This is a genomic window from Pseudomonas nunensis, from assembly GCF_024296925.1.
Lineage (GTDB): Bacteria > Pseudomonadota > Gammaproteobacteria > Pseudomonadales > Pseudomonadaceae > Aquipseudomonas > Aquipseudomonas nunensis.
In genome coordinates, this window is sequence record NZ_CP101125.1 from 6,026,204 (window position 1) to 6,042,330 (window position 16,127).

Sequence of the window (16,127 nt, forward strand, 5' to 3'; positions counted from 1 at the left end):
AGGACGAATTCAACCGATCGAAAATATAACCTTGAAGGAATATTCCATAGCGTGCATATTCAGCTCCCATGAATTGGGATATTGAATACACCGACGAGTTCGGCGACTGGTGGACGGATCTGAGCGAAAGCGAGCAGAGTTCTGTCGCCGCGAGCGTAAAACTACTCGGGCAGTTCGGCCCCGGTTTACGCTTTCCTCATAGCAGTGGAATCAATGGATCGCGGCACGGCCATCTTCGTGAATTACGCGTTCAGCACGCAGGTCGCCCTTATCGCATCTTGTATGCATTCGATCCAAAACGTTGTGCGTTGCTATTGATAGGAGGAGACAAAACCGGTCAGGATCGATGGTATGAAGTCAACGTACCGTTGGCCGATCAGCTGTACGATGAACATCTCGACACATTGCGCAAAGAGGGTCACAACGATGGCTAAGAAATTTGCCGAACTCGAAGCGCGGATGACACCCGAATCCCGGGCACTCGCCGATTCGATTTATGAACAACACATCAAGGAAATGCCGCTGCACGAATTGCGTCAGGCCAAAGCGCTGAGTCAAGCCACGCTTGCCGAAACACTTCATATCAACCAGGCCGCCATTTCTAAAATGGAGCGCCGCACGGATATGTACATCAGCACCTTGCGCAACTACATCCGCGCTATGGGCGGTGAGCTTGAAATCATTGCGACGTTTCCAGACGGCCAAATCAAGATCGAAAATTTTGCTGGATGAGCAGCCTCCCTGGCTGCTCGCAACGACACCAGCCCAACGATGCTCATTTTCTCTCTATTTTGCGACCTCAAAAATGGGGCTAATGACACTCACACCCGATCCTGCTAAAGAACGAAAAAACCGATAATCGCCAGCCCCCACCAGCACAAACCAAGCGCTACCCAAATTCCGTTGGCAAATGTCAGCTTCGAATTACCAAGCCCCTCGACATCACCCGCCAAATAATTGATTGCATTCTGTACACGCAATAAACAGCAGGTTTGCAGGAACAAAACCAAAAGGCTCAACGCAAAACGAATTTGCACATCTGGTAACCACATCAACGCGGAACCGGTGCACGCCAGCAGGATGACAGCCAATGCCAGACTGCGCGGATACCAACGGTACTTTAGGTTTGAAGCGCCTATTCGATGATCGATTTTGGTGAACAGGGAATACACAAAAAACACGCCCAGGATGGTGCGGAACAAGGGCAAAACCTTATTACCCGTGGCCGCACGATAAAGCTTCCAGTTTCGATAAAACCAATAAATAAGGAAAAAGCCGCTAGTCGAGACGAATAGCAGCGCTAGCTTGCTTTTACACACGACATAAAAATCGGGAGGTGCTGTTGCAGCGCCTAGAAATTCAACAGTCGCGGGAGAATCAGAGAGGGCAATCATAGGAGGCGTAGCCGTGGTCATTGAGTGGCCGAAATGCTAACGCCTGATGGGCTGCAATAGTGCCCACACAAAAAAATAGGACGATTCCTACATCCAGTCTCTCAATTTCACTCAGGATTTTTCCGCCACCGGATAAACCGACTCCCATCCCCCACCCAACGCCTTGTACAACCCCACCATCGCCAACGACACACCTGTCGAGCTCTCAACCCATTGCTGCTGAGTCGCCAGCAACTCGCCCTGCACGGTCAGTACGTTGACGAAATCCACCACGCCTTCGACGTATTGCTGTTGTGCGGTGCGCAGGGCGATCTGGTTTTGGCGCACGGCTTCGGCGAGGCTGTCGCGGCGTCGTTGGCTGGCGTTGTAGGCGGTCAGCTGGTCGTCGATTTCATGCCAGGCGCGCAGCACGGTTTGTTGGTAGGCAATGGCGGCTTCCTGTTGCTGGGCCTCGCGCAGATTGAGCATGCCGCGCAGGCGGCCGCCGTCGAACAGCGGCAGGCTGAATTGCGGGCCGATGCCGAATGAGCGCGAGCCCCAGGAACCGAAATCGCTCAGTTGCATGGCTTGGGAACCGATGTTGCCGGACAGCGTGATTCGCGGATAGAAATCACCCTTGGCCACGCCGATGCTGGCGGTTGCGGCATGCAGGCGGGCTTCGGCCTGACGGATGTCGGGGCGGCGTTCGGCCAGTTGCGACGGCAGGCCGATCGCGACTTGACGCGGGGTCTGCGGCACCGGGCCGTCGGTGGATAACTCGGCTTGCAGCGCTTGCGGCGGCTCGCCCATCAACAGGCTCAGGGCGTTGATCAGTTGCGATTGACGCTGCTCCAGCGCTGGCAGGCGCGATTCGATGGCCGCGACTTGGGCGGCGGCTTCGGCGACGTCCAGGTCCGTGGCGACGCCGTCGGCAAGGCGCAGTTGCGAGAGTTTCAGGCTGTGCCTGGCGACGTCGAGGTTTTGCTCAGTGACGGCGCGGGTGTTCTGTACGCCGCGCAACTGGATGTAGTCCTGGGCGGTTTCGGCCAATACCGACAGCAGCACGCCACGACGATCGTTTTCGGCGACTTCAAGGGTCGCGTCGGCGGCTTCGGTTTCGCGGCGCACGCGGCCCCAGAAGTCCAGTTCCCAGGAGGCGGAGAAACCGGCATCCCAGAGGTTGAAGGCCGAGCGGCCGTTTTTGCCCGAGGGATCGCTGAGGCCTTCGCCGCTGTTGCGTTCGCGTCCGTAGCTGCCGGTGGCGGCGGTCGTCGGGTAACGGTCAGCAGTGATGACTTGGCGGGCGGCGCGACTTTGCTGCAAGCGGCTGCTGGCGAGTTTCAGGTCGAGGTTATCGCTCAGGGCGCGTTGGCTCAGGGCTGAAAGTTTCGGGTCGTGGAAGACTTCCCACCAGCGTTCTTCCATGGTTTCGGCGACGGCTTGGCTTTCGGCTGGCTTGGCTGGTGTTGACCATTCGGCGATTTGCTGTGGCTGGGGTTTGTGGAAGTCCGGGCCTACGGTGCAGGCGCTGAGGCTCAAGACCAACAGGGTGAGTTGAGGCAGCCGGCCTCTTCGCGAGCAAGCCCGCTCCCACATTGAAATGCGGTCCCCTGTGGGAGCGGGCTTGCTCGCGAAGGCGCCAGCACGATCAACAAAAATCTTCATCGCTGAACCACCTCATGCTTATCCACGCTGGCAGTATCAATCCGCGCATCCACCGACATCCCCACCCGCAACCGCTCAGCCAACGGCTGTCCCGGATCAAGCACAATTTTCACCGGAATCCGCTGCACCACTTTGGTGAAGTTGCCCGTGGCGTTGTCTGGTTTGACCGAGGCAAACGTCACCCCGGTGGCCGGCGCGATGCTTTCGACACGACCACTCAACAGTTGGCCGCCGAGGCTGTCGACGCGCACCTGCACGTCCTGCCCCTGCTGCACATCCGTCAGTTGTGTCTCCTGGAAATTGGCGACGACATAAGCTTGGGCCAGCGGCACCACGGCGAGAATCTTGCTCCCTGGCGTGACATAAGCCCCCACCCGCACCGCCCGCTCACCGACCATGCCGTCCTGCGGCGCGACGATCCGCGTGTAGGACAGCTCGTAACTGGCGATCTCCAGCGCCGCTTGCGCGCGCTTCAGCCCACCTTCGGCCGCGTCGCGCTGGGCCGTGAGGATGTCCACCTGCTTGCGTTCTGCCGCCAGCACCGCCGTGGCGTTGGCCAGTCGAGCGGTCGCTTGATCGATGCGCGTGCGGGCCTGTTGCGCGTTCTGCACCGTACCGGCACCGACACCCGCGAGGTGGTCGTAGCGATTCAATTCATGCTCGGCGAAAGCCATTTCCGCCTTGGCCGACACCACCGTGGCCTGGGCCTGGGCGATTACCGATGTCTGGCGTTCAAGGGTCGCCCGCGCATTTTGCAGTTGCGCCCGAGCCACCAAGGTTTCGGCGTCGGCAGCCTGGGCGGCGGCGCGTAGGTCACGGTCATCGATCAACGCCAGCAGTTGCCCGGCCTTGACCTGCTGGTTGTCCTCCACCAACACCTCTTTGATAAACCCGGCGACCCGTGGCACCACCAGGGTGAAGTCCGCCGAGACAAAGGCGTCGTTGGTGCTCTGCTGCGTGCGTTTGCCGAACAGGCCCGGCGCGACCAGGTAAATCAGCACGCCGACCGCGATCGCTGCGGCGACGCCGACAGCCACTTTTTGCTTGGTAAAAGTCATCATAAAAACCTTCTGGTTCAGTGAAGCGTTCAAGTCGGCGCGCGCGGTGGATACATCCGCGTCGGCAGCCAGAAAATCAGCAGGATCAGCGCCGCAGCGACGCCCGCCATGCACAGATAAAGATCCGAAGCGGTCAGCACCACGGCCTGCTCATGCAGTCGATGGGCAAGGCCGGCGCTGTCGCTATCGGCCAGGGGCGAGTTGCCGAGGTTGTCCACCAACATGGTCGAGTGGAAATGCAGACGGGCAGTGGTCAGTGCCTCGATGATGCCGGTGGCGATCACCGCGGACAGACCTTTGACGGTGTTGAACCAGGCCGAGGCGAACGGTCCTTCCATCGGCGAAATGCTGCCGGTGGCCAACATCAGCAGCGGCAACACCGCCATGGGCTGACCGAAGATTTGCAGCAGTTGCAGCACGTAGAAATCATCGCGAATCCACACCGACGTCAGCTGCGAACCGCCGAGGCAGGACAGCGCCAGCATGCCCAGGCCAATCCCCAGCACCCAGCGACAATCGACCCTGCGAAAGTTGCACAACGCCGCCACCAACGGCAGCGCGATCAATTGCGGCAACGCTGCCAGCAGCATGATCGGCGCGGTCTGGATCGGCCGATAACCCTGGACTTGCGCCAGGTAACTGGACGGAATGACCACCACCGCCAACAGCACCACCAACACCCCGGCGAGGGTCAGCAGGGCGAACGACAGGTTGCGAATACCGAGCATCTGCAACTTGAAGAATGGAATCGGCTGCGACCATTCGTTGATCAGGAACAGCACCAGCAACAGCAACCCGACGCCGAGCAAAAAGCAGATCAGGCTCGACTCGAACCAGTCCAGCCGATTGCCCTGCAGGATGCCGATCACCAGCATGCAAATCGCCGGAAAACCCAGCAGCAACCCGCGCCAGTTGAACTGCTTGAGGCGCTCCAGTCGCAGCGGATCCTGAGGCAAACCATAAGCCACAGCGGCCATGGCAATCAGGCACGGCACGATGATTTGCCAGAAGGTCCATTGCCAGCCGACGTACTCGGTCCACAACCCGGCCAGCGGCGTGCCGAGGCCCGGTCCGAATGTTGCGGTCAGGGCGTATCCGGCGAGACCATAAAGTTTGACGTTGGCCGGCAGAAAGCGCAGGGCGACGGTCATCAACATCGGCGGCAACGCCCCGCCCGCCAGGCCTTGCACGATGCGCATCAGCAACAGGCTTTCGTAGTTCGGCGCGAACGGGCACAGCACGCCGAGGAAGGTGAAGACACCGATGGCGTAAAGCGTGAAGCGCCGCAGCGAGAACGTCACCGAGCACCACGGCGCGAACGCCATGGCCGCCACCGAGGTCGCGGTGTAACTGGCGACCAGCCAGGTGCCTTCGTCGTAACCAATGGCCAACGCGCCGCGAATATCGGCGAGGGCAACCTTGGTCACCATCTCGTTGAGGCCCGAGACCAGCACCGCCAGCAACACGCCCACCAGACCGATGATAATCCGCAGACCGAAGACCGGTGGCGCAGCGGCGGCAGGGCTGGTCGCGGCGAGAGGGGCCGGGGCCGTGAGGGAAGTCATGTACTGCAAGCTCCGGGAAGGATACCGGGGCATTTTAGGGAGGGTCAGGCGTTACGAAAATTGACTTGTTGGCAGGTTATAAGTGCGCCAGACGCAATGATGAATAACCCTGTGGGAGCGGGCTTGCTCGCGAAAGCGGTGGGTCAGTCAACATGGATGTTGAATGTGCCGACCTCTTCGCGAGCAAGCCCGCTCCCACAGAGGGGTTCTTCGTCTTCAAACGGGTTGCGCGGCCAGCCAGGTCTCGTCGCAACACGCCTTGAGCATCTCGCGCATCCAGCGGTGGGCCGGATCCTTGTCGTAGCGAGGGTGCCAGGCCTGGGTCAACATCAGCGTTGGCAGCGGAATCGGCAGTGTGAACGAGCGCAGTTTCAGGCCCAGACGCCGCACGCTCAGCAGCGCTTCTTTCGGCACCGGCAGCAGCAAATCGGATTCGGGCAGCGCAAACATCGCCGCATGAAAACTGGGCGCAATCACCGCCACTCGCCGCTCCAGCCCCAGGGCATTGAGCGCCGTGTCGATCGGTCCCCGGGCAATCCCGCGACGGGACATGCTGATATGCGCAAACCCGGCATAGCGCTCGGCGGTGATTTCCTCATCGAACAGCGGATGATCTTCTCGCGCCAGGCCGACGAAGTGCGTGGAAAACAGGTTCTGAATCTTCACTTCCGGCATCAACGGACGGTTGTTGCTGATGTTCAGGTCGATCCGCCCTTCGCGCAGCGCCTCATCGTCGCCATCGCCTTCCGGGACGAAACGCAGCTCACAATGCGGCGCCTGACGCTCCATGGTGGAGAACAGCTTGCCGCCATAAACGCCGACGAAAAAGTCATTGGCACGAATGCTGAAGCGACGGCGCAAGGTGCCCAGTTCCACCGCATCGGCGGAGCGAAACAGCAGCGCTGCTTGCTCCACCACGTCGCGCACCTGTTCGCGCAGCGCCAATGCCTTGGGGGTTGGCACCAGGCCGCGACCGGCGCGCACCAGGATCGGGTCGCCGATCGCCTCGCGAATGCGGGTCAGGGTGCGGCTCATGGCCGCCGGGCTGAGGTTCATCCGCCGCGCGGCGCCCACCACACTGCCCTCGTCGAGCAAGGCGTCGAGGGCGACCAGCAAGTTCATGTCCGGGAGTTGCATGCTGAGCACTCTTGGCTGATCAGGATTGATTCAGACGCAATGCTAGCAGATCAAAAGATCGCAGCCTTCGGCAGCTCCTACAGGTGTACACATTCTCCTGTAGGAGCTGCCGAAGGCTGCGATCTTTTCGAGTCACCCCCGATTTAATTGATTAACGCTGCATCCCCCAGCGCTTAACGGTCACGCGCTCCAGGGTGTCGAACACCAGGTTCTCCACCAGCAACCCAATCAAAATCACCACCGCCAACCCGGCAAACACTTTGTCGGTGTACAGCTCATTGCGATTCTGAAAAATATACCAACCCAAACCACCCTTGCCGCTGGTCGCACCGAACACCAACTCAGCCGCGATCAATGTGCGCCAGGCAAACGCCCAGCCGATTTTCAGCCCGGCCAGGATCGACGGTAGCGCCGCCGGGATCAGGATGAACAACACGAAGCGCATGCCCTTGAGGCCATAGTTGCGACCTGCCATGCGCAGGGTTTCCGAGACGCCGAGAAACCCGGCATAGGTGTTCAAGGCCAAGGCCCAGAGCACCGAATGCACCAGCACGAAAATCAGGCTGTTCTGTCCCAGGCCAAACCACAGCAGCGCCAGCGGCAGCAGCGCGATTGCCGGCAGTGGGTTGAACATCGAGGTCAGCGTGCTCAGCAGATCACGACCGAACTGCGTCGAGACCGCCAGCGTGGTCAGGGCAAAAGCCAGGACGATGCCGATCAGGTAACCCTTGAGCAACACCACCAGGGAAATCCATACCTTGCCCAGCAATTCACCACTGAGCAGGCCGTCGTACAGCGCGCTGCTGGTTTGCAGAAAACTCGGCAGCAGCAGGTCGTTGTTCTGGATGCGGGCAACCACTTCCCACAGCACCGCGAGCAAAATCAGGATCAGGCTTTTACGAACCCAGCCCTGTTGCCAGACACGCTGGCCGAGGGGTAACTCTCGCTCCAGCGGTACGCTGGTCAGTGGCTCCAGGACGGTTTCGAATTCTTTACGTGCAGATGACAACTGGCTCATCGGGCAATCCTCTCAATGGCTCAATAAGCGATGCGAATGTCGGAGAAATCCAGCTCACGCTCGGTTTCCGGGGACTGGCCTTCATCAAACAACAACCGATGAATACGCCGCGCCGATTCCTGGAACGCCACGCCTCCGAGGCTGTGCAAATCGTACTGATGGCTGTGGACTTCCGCCCGCACCCGACCCGGATGCGGCGACAGCAGCAGGATGCGATTGCCCACCACCAGCGCTTCTTCGATGGAATGCGTGACGAACAGCAGGGTGAAGCGCACCTCTTCCCAGAGCAGCAGCAACTCTTCCTGCATCTTGCGTCGGGTCAACGCATCGAGGGCGGCGAAGGGTTCGTCCATCAAGAGGATTTTCGGTTGCATGGCCAACGCGCGAGCAATCGCCACCCGCGCCTTCATACCGCCGGACAAGGTGTGCGGATAGGCATCGGCAAACGCCGCCAACCCGACCTTATCCAGATAGTGCAACGCCCGCTCTTCGGCCTCTTTGCGCTTGAGGGTTTTCGACGCCAGCAGCGGAAACATCACGTTCTGTTTGACGGTTTTCCATGGTGGCAGTTGATCGAATTCCTGGAACACCACGATCCGGTCCGGGCCCGGCGCGTTGACGGTTTGGCCTTGAAGGCGAATCTCGCCCTCGCACGGCTGGATAAACCCGGCGACCGCTTTGAGCAGCGTCGATTTACCGCAACCGGACGGGCCGAGCAGCACAAAGCGGTCCGCCGGATCGATCTCGAAACTGACTTGGTGGGTGGCTCGGACCACACGCTGCGGCGTGCGGTATTCGAGGCTGACGTGATCGACCGACAGCAGCGCTTCGGCTGCCGGTGCGATCGGGTTGCTGGCCGTGTGGCCTTGCAAGGGGGCATTCATGTCGATCAGCTCCCTTGCAGCGGTTTGGCGTCCTGGAAGAAGTAATCCTTCCACGAATCCGGTTTGTTTTTGATCGCGCCGACGCGGTAGAGGAATTCCGCCAGTGGGTAGGTATTTTTCGGCGTGACACTGAATTCGAACTGCGGGTTATCGATGATTTTCAGCAGCACCGCGCGGTCGATTTTCGCCTTGGTCACACGGATGTAGGTGTCGGCTGCCGCGCCTTTATCGTTCTGGGCGAACTCGGCGGCTTCGGTCAACGCTTCGACGAAGGCCTTGTAGGTTTTCGGGTTCTCGTCGCGGAATTTTTCGGTGGCAAACAGCACTGTTGGCGAGTTCGGGCCAAGCAGGTCGTAGGTGTTCAGCACCACATGGACGTTGGGATTGGCCAACGCCTGATCCTGGAATGGCGGGTTGGAAAAGTGCCCGCTCAACTCAGTGCCGCCAGCAATCAAAGCAGCCGTCGCGTCAGGGTGCGGAACCGCGATGGTGTACTTGTCGAGGCGATTGAATTCCTTGTCGCCCCACTGCTTGGCCGCCGCGTATTGCAGGAAGCGCGACTGCACCGACACACCTACCGCCGGCACCGCGATGCGGTCCTTTTCGGTGAAGTCGGCGATGGTTTTGACGTTCGGATTGTTGCTCAACAAGTAGTAAGGGAAGTTGCCGAGCGAAGCGACGGCTTTGACGTTCTGCTTGCCATGGGTGCGGTCCCAGATGGTCAGCAGCGGACCGACGCCGGCCCCGGCGATGTCGATGGAACCGGAAAGCAACGCATCGTTGACCGCCGCACCGCCCGAGAGCTGGGTCCAATCGACCTTGATGTCGATGCCTTCCTGCTTGCCGTACTTCTCGATCAGATTTTGATCGCGCACTACGTTGAGCAACAGATAAACAATGCCGAACTGCTCGGCGATACGGATTTCACCTTCGGCGTGGGCCACGGTCGGCGCCACCAGGCTGCCGGCGATCAGGCTGAAACCCAGGCCAATGGCAGCCGCCAACGGCGCAAATGGAAGACGTTTGGACATGATGGTTCTCCGGCAAATCAGAAAGGCGCGTCGCCCTGGATGGTGGTGCGATACAACTTGCGTCGCAGGTAGCTTGGGCAACCGGCGGCAAGGTGGATCAGCGAACGGTTGTCCCAGAACACCAGGTCGTGGGGCTGCCACTGATGGCGGTAGATGTTTTGCGGCAACACGCTGTGGGCGTAGAGCTCGTCGAGCAGCTGTTTGCTCTCGTCCTCTGGCAAACCAACGATGCGCGTGGTGAAGCCTTCGCTGACGAACAACGCCTTGCGCCCGTTTTCCGGGTGAGTACGGACGATCGGGTGCACAACTTCGGCCACCTGGGCGAGTTGCTCCGGGGTCAGGGTCGGGCGCCAGTTACCTTCGAATTTGGTTTCGCTGTAGCGCGCCGTGTAGGAATGCGCGGCGGATCGACCTTCAACGGCTTTACGTAGCGCGTCAGGCAGGCCGTCCCAGGCTTTGTGCATGTCGGCGAACAGGGTGTCGCCGCCCTCGGACGGCAGTTCCTGGGCGTGCAACATCGAGCCGAGGCTCGGCAGCTCTTTATAAGAGAGGTCGGAGTGCCAGAACTTGCCGGCATCACCGAGGCCGACGGACACGCCGTTTTCGACGATGTTGGAAACGATGAGGATTTCCGGGTGCCCGGCCAGCAGGAACTGCTTGAGCACATGGATCTGCAACACGCCGAAGCGGCGGCTGAAGGCGATTTGCTGTTCGGGGGTTATGCGTTGGTCACGGAACACCACCACGTGATGATCCAGGTGTGCGTGGTGGATGCGCGCGAAATCCTGGTCATTGATCGGGCGGGACAGGTCCAGGCCGATGATTTCGGCACCGACGGCGCCGCTGAATGGGCGGATGTCGAAGGTTTGCGGCGCGATGCTTTGAGATGCAGAGACGGCTGACATTTAAATCACTCCCACGCACGGCACGCTCAAGGGCGCGCGCGTCGATCAGAAACTCACGGAGGTCCCGTGTTGGTTCGTGTCGTGCGGCGCGCCGATTGGTCGGCAGGTACGCAGGAGAGTGACTTTATAGATATAAGAATTGAAATTTAAATACCGTTAGTGAATAACGATATGGCTTTTGGATTGCCCCGTTCTTGAGGCCGCCTTCGCGGGCAAGCCTCGCTCCTACAGGTTTTGAGTCGTCCGCATCATCTGCGCACGACGTGGACCTGTAGGAGCGAGGCTTGCCCGCGAAGAGGCCCTGAGCCGCGCCGAGAACTACCGCTCGTGCAAAGCCTCAGCCCGCGCCCGAATAATTGGCTTCAGCAGATAGCTGAGCACGGTCTTCTTGCCGGTGATGATATCCACCGAAGCCACCATCCCCGGAATGATCAGCAACGGCTTCTCATCTGTCCCCAGGTGACTGCGATCCGTGCGCAGCTTGATGATGTAGTAAGTAGTCTTCTTGTCTTCATCGGTAATGGTGTCGGCGCCGATCTGCTCAAGCTTGGCTTTGAGCCCACCGTAAATGGTGTAGTCATACGCGGTGAATTTCACCGTCGCTTCCTGCCCCGGGTGCAGGAACGCGATGTCTTGCGGGCGGACTTTGGCTTCCACCAGCAAGGTGTCGTCCAGCGGCACGATTTCTACCAGGTCGCTGCCCGGCTGGATCACGCCGCCGATGGTGTTCACCAGCAATTTATTGACGATGCCGCGCACCGGCGATGTCACCAGCGTGCGGCTGACCCGGTCTTCCAGCGCCTTGCCGGTGGCCTGGGCCTTGTTCAGGTCAGTGCGCGCCTCGTTGAGCTGAGTCAGCGCTTCACTGCGGAATTTGCCGCGAGTCTCATCGATCTTGCGCTGCACTTCCTTGATCGCCGATTCGGCGCGGGGAATCGCCAGGGTGGTCGCGTCCAGTTGCCCACGGGTTTCCACTTCGGCGCGTTTGAGTCGCAGCACTTCCACCGGCGACACCGCGCCCTGGGCCACCAACGGCTCGGACATGTTGATTTCCTGGCGTTGCAGCGCCAGCCCGTTGCGGTACTGGGACTGTTTGGAGGTGAATTCGCGCAACTCTTGCTGACGCTGGATCAACTGCTCCTGCAAACCACCGATTTCATCGTGCAATTGCTGGCGACGGCTGGTGTACAGCGACTCTTCGCTGGCAGCCTGGCCAGGAACGGCTTTGAGCACGTCCGCCGGGAAATTCAGCGGACGGTCATCCACCTCGGCGCTCAAGCGCTCGACCCGCAGCAGCATCGACAGGCGATCAGCCTCGGTTTCGCCAACGTTGGAGGCGAACCGCGTGTCGTCCAGACGAATCAGCGGCGCGCCAGCCTCGACGATCTGACCTTCCTTGACGAACAGCTCGGAGACGATACCGCCCTCAAGGTTCTGGATTTTCTGGATCTTCGACGACGGAATCGCCTTGCCGTCGCCCTTGGTCACTTCGTCGATGACGGCGAAGTTGGCCCACAACATCAGGAACACGAAGAAGCCGATGATCGCCCAAATGGTCAGGCGCACCACACGCGGCGCATCTTCGATCAGCGCCTTGTTCACTTCCGGCAACGGCTGGCCTTGCAGCGAGGCGGAGCCTTTGAAGTAACGGCGGACGGAGTCCTTGAAACCCGACTTAAGCAACACTGATCTGCCCCTTCTTCAACGCTTCCATCACGGCGGCTTTCGGGCCATCGGCGAGAATCTGTCCACGGTCGATCACCAACAGGCGATCCACCAGGGACAGCAGCGATGCCCGGTGCGTCACCAGCACCACGGTTTTGTTTTCGATCACTGCAGCCAGACGCTGCTTGAGGCGTTCTTCGCCAGTGTTGTCCATCGCGCTGGTCGGTTCGTCGAGCAGCAGGATCGGCGGGTTGAGCAGCAACGCACGGGCCAGGGCCACGTTCTGGCGCTGGCCGCCGGACAGGTTCTGCCCACGCTCGCCGACTTGCAGTTCATAGCCTTGCGGGTGCAGACGGGCGAATTCGTGCACGCCTGCCAGTTCGGCGGCTTGCAGCACCAGTTCGTCTTCTACATAACGCGCACCGGACACCAAATTGTCGCGCAGGGTGCCGGCAAGCAATTGAATGTCCTGGGGCACGTAGCCGATGTTGTGGCGCAGTTCGCTGACGTCGATCTGGCGGATATCAACACCGTCCACCAGCAAGGCGCCGTCGTCCGGCTGATAGAGGCCCACCAGCAGTTTGGCCAGGGAGCTTTTGCCCGAGCCGCTACGACCGATGATGCCGATTTTCTCGCCGGGCTTGATGATCAGGTTGATGTTCTTCAGCGCCGGATTTTGCTGATTCGGGTAGGTGAAGTTCAGCTGACGGCATTCGATGGCGCCTTGCAGCACTTTGCGGCTCAGCGGACGCTCTTCGAAATTGCGCTCTTGCGGCAGCTCCATCATCTGGTCCACCGAGACCATGGTCACCCGCGCTTGCTGATAACGGGTCAGCAGGCCGGACAGCGAAGCCAGCGGACTAAGCGCGCGACCACTGAGCATGTAGCAGGCAATCAAACCGCCCATGCTCAGGTGACCGTCAATAATTTGGTACACGCCGAAGACGATCATGATCACCCCGGCCAGTTGCTGGATCAGCAAGGTGATGTTCATCGCCAGGCCGGAGAGCATTTTCACCCGCAGCTCGAGGCGGCTGAGGGTGCCGATGGTCTGTTCCCACTGGTATTGGCGTTCGCTTTCGGCGTTGTTGACCTTCACCGCATCGAGGCCGGCGAGGGTTTCGATCAGGCTCGACTGACGCTCGGCGGCGAGGGCCATGGTTCGTTCCATGGTCGCCACCAACGGCTTCTGCAACGCGTAACCAATCAACAGGGCAATCGGGAACGCCAGCACCGGAATCCACACCAGATGCCCGCCAAGAATCGCGATGACCATGAAGATCAGCAGCGTAAACGGCAGGTCGATCAGGCTGGTCAGGGTTAGCGAGGCGAGGAAGTCGCGCAGGCTCTGAAACTCGTGGATGTTCTGGGCGAAGCTGCCGACCCGCGCCGGGCGGTATTTCATGGCCATGCCGACGATGCGCTCGAACAGCGTGGCCGAGATGATCAGGTCGGTTTTCTTGCCAGCCAGATCCAGGCAGAGGCTGCGCAGGCTTTTAAGGATCAGGTCGAACAGGTAGGCACCGGTGATGCCGATCGCCAGCACCCACAAGGTCGATTCAGCCTGGTTCGGCACCACGCGGTCGTAGACGTTCATCACGAACAACGGCGCGGCCATGGCGATGATGTTGATCAGGAAACTGGCGGCGATGGCGTCGGCATAAAGCCAGCGCGAACGCTTGAGGGTGTCGCGGAACCACGAACGCGCACGCGGAATCAGCGTGCCGTGGTTCACGTCAAATTTATGCTGCGGTTGAGCGAAGAAGACTTTGCCAATGTAGTCGTCGGCCAGCAGTTCGCGGCTGACGACACTTTCGCCGCCATCGGTTTCGCTGAGCAGCACGCGAGCCTGGTCTTCACCTTGCCAGCCGAGCAGCACCGCGCTGCGGCCGTCCCTGAGCAGCAACAGCGCCGGCATCGCAATTGCCGGAATATCTTCCAGCTTGCGTTGCAGCACCCGGCCTTGCAGACCGGCGCGAGCAGCGGCGCGGGGCAGCAACTCGACGCTCAGGCGCTGCTTGGGCAGCGGCAGGCCGGTGGTCAGCATCGCGGCGCTGGCCGGTTTCTGGTGCAGCGTGCACAGGGCGAGCAGGCCATCCAGTAACGGATCGTCATGCAGCGCGCGCGGATCATTAATGAGTTGAACTCGACTGACTTCTGATTCCACGCTCGGCACTCTTGGCTAACTATTGAACAATGAAGGTCCTGCTCAATTCATGCCGGGCAATTGGACCTTTGGCTTCACGTCGTTCTGCACAACGGATGCCAACGGTGCGACCACTCCCTGGCTCTTGAGCAACTCGCCCATGGTCGCCTTGATTCGGTATTGAGTAAATAACTGAATGTTTTTGATGTCCGCCAGACGGCGGGACGCGGTGAACAGTTCGTTTTCACTGTCGAGCAAGTCGAGCAAGGTGCGCTGGCCAAGGCTGAACTGCTTCTGATAAGCCGTGCGCACTGCGGTGCTGCGATCCACATATTGCTGGGCGATCGGCACTTGGGCGTTAGCGTTATTCAAGGCGTTCCAGGCCAGGCCCAGCTCTTCGTTCAACACGCGCAAGGCGTTGTTGCGGATGTCCAGCGCCTGGTTCGACAGGTAGGACTTGGATTCCAGGTCAGCCTTGTTGCTGCCACCGGCAAACAGGTTGAAGCGCATGCGCAGCATGGCTTGCCATTCGTTGCTGTGACCGTTCTGACCGTCGAGATCGTTATCGGCGGTACGGCCCAGCTCAGCGTCGAAACGCGGGTAGAACGTCGACTTGGCGGCGTCGTACTGCTTCTCGGCAGCGGCGATGTCGGATTCGGCGGAACGCAGGATCGGGCTGTTTTCCAGCATCTGCGTGCGGGCTTCATTCAGGTTGGCCGGCAGCAGTGCCAGGAACGGCGCAGGACGCTCGAGCTGATCGGGCATCTGGCCCACAGCGCTGAGGAAGTTGGTTTCGGCGTCGGCCAGGTTGGTCTGTTCGGTGATCAGGTTGTTGCGGGCCTGAGCCATACGGGCTTCGGCCTGATCGAGGTCAGCGCCGCTGCCTACACCGCGGGAGGTGCGCAGTTTGATCTGGTCGAAAATGCGTTCGTGGCTCTTCAGGTTTTCTTCGGCCAGGCGAACGAATTCACGGCGAGTCAGTACATCGAGATAAACCTGGGCCACGGTCAGCGCGGTGCGTTCCGAGGTACCGAGCAAGGAATAGGCGCGGGAGTTAACGGTGGCTTGTTGACGCCCCACTTCGCTGGACGTCGCAAAACCGTCAAAAACCATTTGCGAGAGACGCAAACTTGACTCGCTGCGGTTCAAGGTTTCCCAGTGGTTGCTACCGGTATCGGCACGCGTGGTGACGTTATCCGTGCCTTCGCGACCATAACCGCCCAGCAGATCGACCCGTGGCAGGTATCCACCTTTGGCTGCCTTTAACTGATAATCCGCGGCCAATCGACTATTAACCGCAGCCTGGATCTCCGGATGGACATCCAGTGCCTGTTGCATGGCTTCTGGAAGGCTTTGTGCCTGGGCAAAACTGGCGGCGAGGGCGAAGGGTAAAGCCTTGAACAAAGACGAACGCATGTAAGAAATATCCCAGAACTTCTTGTCTTGAATCACAGCAAATAGGGGCGCTGCGTCGGATGATGGCAACCGGAATGACCGTATGTCGGAAAGTTCAAAACAGGAACTGGATCACACGCTGTAGGACAGGTCGCCGCTTAAATATCAATGTGACATTACTGGGGCGATTGTTTAGGATGGCACCCATAAGGTCAATAGTTTGGCATAAAGTAAATAGCGAAATAATATAGCCAAATAATTGACGAGTTACAGCGTCAAGCTTAT

The 16,127-nt window shown here is 59.8% G+C and carries 14 protein-coding genes; 2 read left to right on the forward strand and 12 right to left on the reverse strand.

Annotation, left to right across the window (positions count from 1 at the left end; genetic code table 11):
- The first annotated feature begins 68 nt into the window (after positions 1-68).
- Positions 69-434 carry a type II toxin-antitoxin system RelE/ParE family toxin gene (locus NK667_RS26505; RefSeq protein WP_054616608.1) on the forward strand — a complete coding sequence of 122 codons (366 nt, stop codon included), beginning with the start codon at positions 69-71 and terminating at the stop codon, positions 432-434.
- Complete coding sequence (locus NK667_RS26510; RefSeq protein WP_054616609.1) at positions 427-732, forward strand: XRE family transcriptional regulator; 306 nt, start codon at positions 427-429, stop codon at positions 730-732. The genes NK667_RS26505 and NK667_RS26510 overlap by 8 nt, the downstream gene beginning before the upstream one ends.
- A 104-nt stretch (positions 733-836) precedes the next feature.
- On the opposite strand, the gene NK667_RS26515 is transcribed toward NK667_RS26510, so the two are convergent.
- The 12 genes from NK667_RS26515 to NK667_RS26570 all read right to left on the reverse strand — a co-directional run bounded on the left by NK667_RS26515 (position 837) and on the right by NK667_RS26570 (position 15,863).
- Positions 837-1,394, reverse strand: a complete 558-nt coding sequence (locus NK667_RS26515; RefSeq protein WP_054616610.1) for a hypothetical protein — start codon at positions 1,392-1,394, stop codon at positions 837-839.
- Between the two features lie 111 nt (positions 1,395-1,505).
- Positions 1,506-3,038, reverse strand: coding sequence for an efflux transporter outer membrane subunit (locus NK667_RS26520; RefSeq protein WP_054616611.1), 1,533 nt, complete (start codon positions 3,036-3,038; stop codon positions 1,506-1,508).
- On the reverse strand, positions 3,035-4,099 hold the full coding sequence (locus NK667_RS26525; protein ID WP_054616612.1) for an HlyD family secretion protein: 1,065 nt from the start codon (positions 4,097-4,099) through the stop codon (positions 3,035-3,037). Before NK667_RS26525 ends, NK667_RS26520 begins: the two co-directional genes overlap by 4 nt.
- Positions 4,100-4,125: 26 nt before the next feature.
- Positions 4,126-5,661 (reverse strand): MFS transporter, encoded by a 1,536-nt coding sequence (locus NK667_RS26530; protein ID WP_054616613.1) that lies wholly within the window; start codon positions 5,659-5,661, stop codon positions 4,126-4,128.
- A gap of 216 nt (positions 5,662-5,877) precedes the next feature.
- Positions 5,878-6,798 (reverse strand): LysR family transcriptional regulator, encoded by a 921-nt coding sequence (locus NK667_RS26535; protein ID WP_054050318.1) that lies wholly within the window; start codon positions 6,796-6,798, stop codon positions 5,878-5,880.
- 151 nt (positions 6,799-6,949) lie between these two features.
- Positions 6,950-7,816 carry an ABC transporter permease gene (locus tag NK667_RS26540; RefSeq protein WP_054616614.1) on the reverse strand — a complete coding sequence of 289 codons (867 nt, stop codon included), beginning with the start codon at positions 7,814-7,816 and terminating at the stop codon, positions 6,950-6,952.
- A 20-nt stretch (positions 7,817-7,836) separates the two neighbouring features.
- Positions 7,837-8,700, reverse strand: a complete 864-nt coding sequence (locus tag NK667_RS26545; RefSeq protein ID WP_054616615.1) for an ABC transporter ATP-binding protein — start codon at positions 8,698-8,700, stop codon at positions 7,837-7,839.
- 5 nt (positions 8,701-8,705) lie between these two features.
- Complete coding sequence (locus tag NK667_RS26550; RefSeq protein ID WP_054616616.1) at positions 8,706-9,731, reverse strand: ABC transporter substrate-binding protein; 1,026 nt, start codon at positions 9,729-9,731, stop codon at positions 8,706-8,708.
- Between the two features lie 17 nt (positions 9,732-9,748).
- On the reverse strand, positions 9,749-10,636 hold the full coding sequence (locus tag NK667_RS26555) for a TauD/TfdA dioxygenase family protein (protein ID WP_054616617.1): 888 nt from the start codon (positions 10,634-10,636) through the stop codon (positions 9,749-9,751).
- Between the two features lie 318 nt (positions 10,637-10,954).
- Positions 10,955-12,322 (reverse strand): HlyD family type I secretion periplasmic adaptor subunit, encoded by a 1,368-nt coding sequence (locus tag NK667_RS26560; protein WP_054050328.1) that lies wholly within the window; start codon positions 12,320-12,322, stop codon positions 10,955-10,957.
- Entirely contained in the window at positions 12,312-14,468 is a 2,157-nt protein-coding gene (locus tag NK667_RS26565) for a type I secretion system permease/ATPase (protein WP_054616618.1), read from the reverse strand. The genes NK667_RS26560 and NK667_RS26565 overlap by 11 nt, the downstream gene beginning before the upstream one ends.
- Before the next feature lie 42 nt (positions 14,469-14,510).
- Positions 14,511-15,863 carry a TolC family outer membrane protein gene (locus NK667_RS26570; RefSeq protein WP_054050332.1) on the reverse strand — a complete coding sequence of 451 codons (1,353 nt, stop codon included), beginning with the start codon at positions 15,861-15,863 and terminating at the stop codon, positions 14,511-14,513.
- Positions 15,864-16,127: the final 264 nt, after the last annotated feature.

Coding starts and splice junctions, on each gene's coding strand:
- NK667_RS26505 (WP_054616608.1), top strand. CDS start 69: ATGAATTGGGATATTGAATACACCGACGAGTTCGGCGACTGGTGGACG.
- NK667_RS26510 (WP_054616609.1), top strand. CDS start 427: ATGGCTAAGAAATTTGCCGAACTCGAAGCGCGGATGACACCCGAATCC.
- NK667_RS26515 (WP_054616610.1), bottom strand. CDS start 1,394: ATGATTGCCCTCTCTGATTCTCCCGCGACTGTTGAATTTCTAGGCGCT.
- NK667_RS26520 (WP_054616611.1), bottom strand. CDS start 3,038: ATGAAGATTTTTGTTGATCGTGCTGGCGCCTTCGCGAGCAAGCCCGCT.
- NK667_RS26525 (WP_054616612.1), bottom strand. CDS start 4,099: ATGATGACTTTTACCAAGCAAAAAGTGGCTGTCGGCGTCGCCGCAGCG.
- NK667_RS26530 (WP_054616613.1), bottom strand. CDS start 5,661: ATGACTTCCCTCACGGCCCCGGCCCCTCTCGCCGCGACCAGCCCTGCC.
- NK667_RS26535 (WP_054050318.1), bottom strand. CDS start 6,798: ATGCAACTCCCGGACATGAACTTGCTGGTCGCCCTCGACGCCTTGCTC.
- NK667_RS26540 (WP_054616614.1), bottom strand. CDS start 7,816: ATGAGCCAGTTGTCATCTGCACGTAAAGAATTCGAAACCGTCCTGGAG.
- NK667_RS26545 (WP_054616615.1), bottom strand. CDS start 8,700: ATGAATGCCCCCTTGCAAGGCCACACGGCCAGCAACCCGATCGCACCG.
- NK667_RS26550 (WP_054616616.1), bottom strand. CDS start 9,731: ATGTCCAAACGTCTTCCATTTGCGCCGTTGGCGGCTGCCATTGGCCTG.
- NK667_RS26555 (WP_054616617.1), bottom strand. CDS start 10,636: ATGTCAGCCGTCTCTGCATCTCAAAGCATCGCGCCGCAAACCTTCGAC.
- NK667_RS26570 (WP_054050332.1), bottom strand. CDS start 15,863: ATGCGTTCGTCTTTGTTCAAGGCTTTACCCTTCGCCCTCGCCGCCAGT.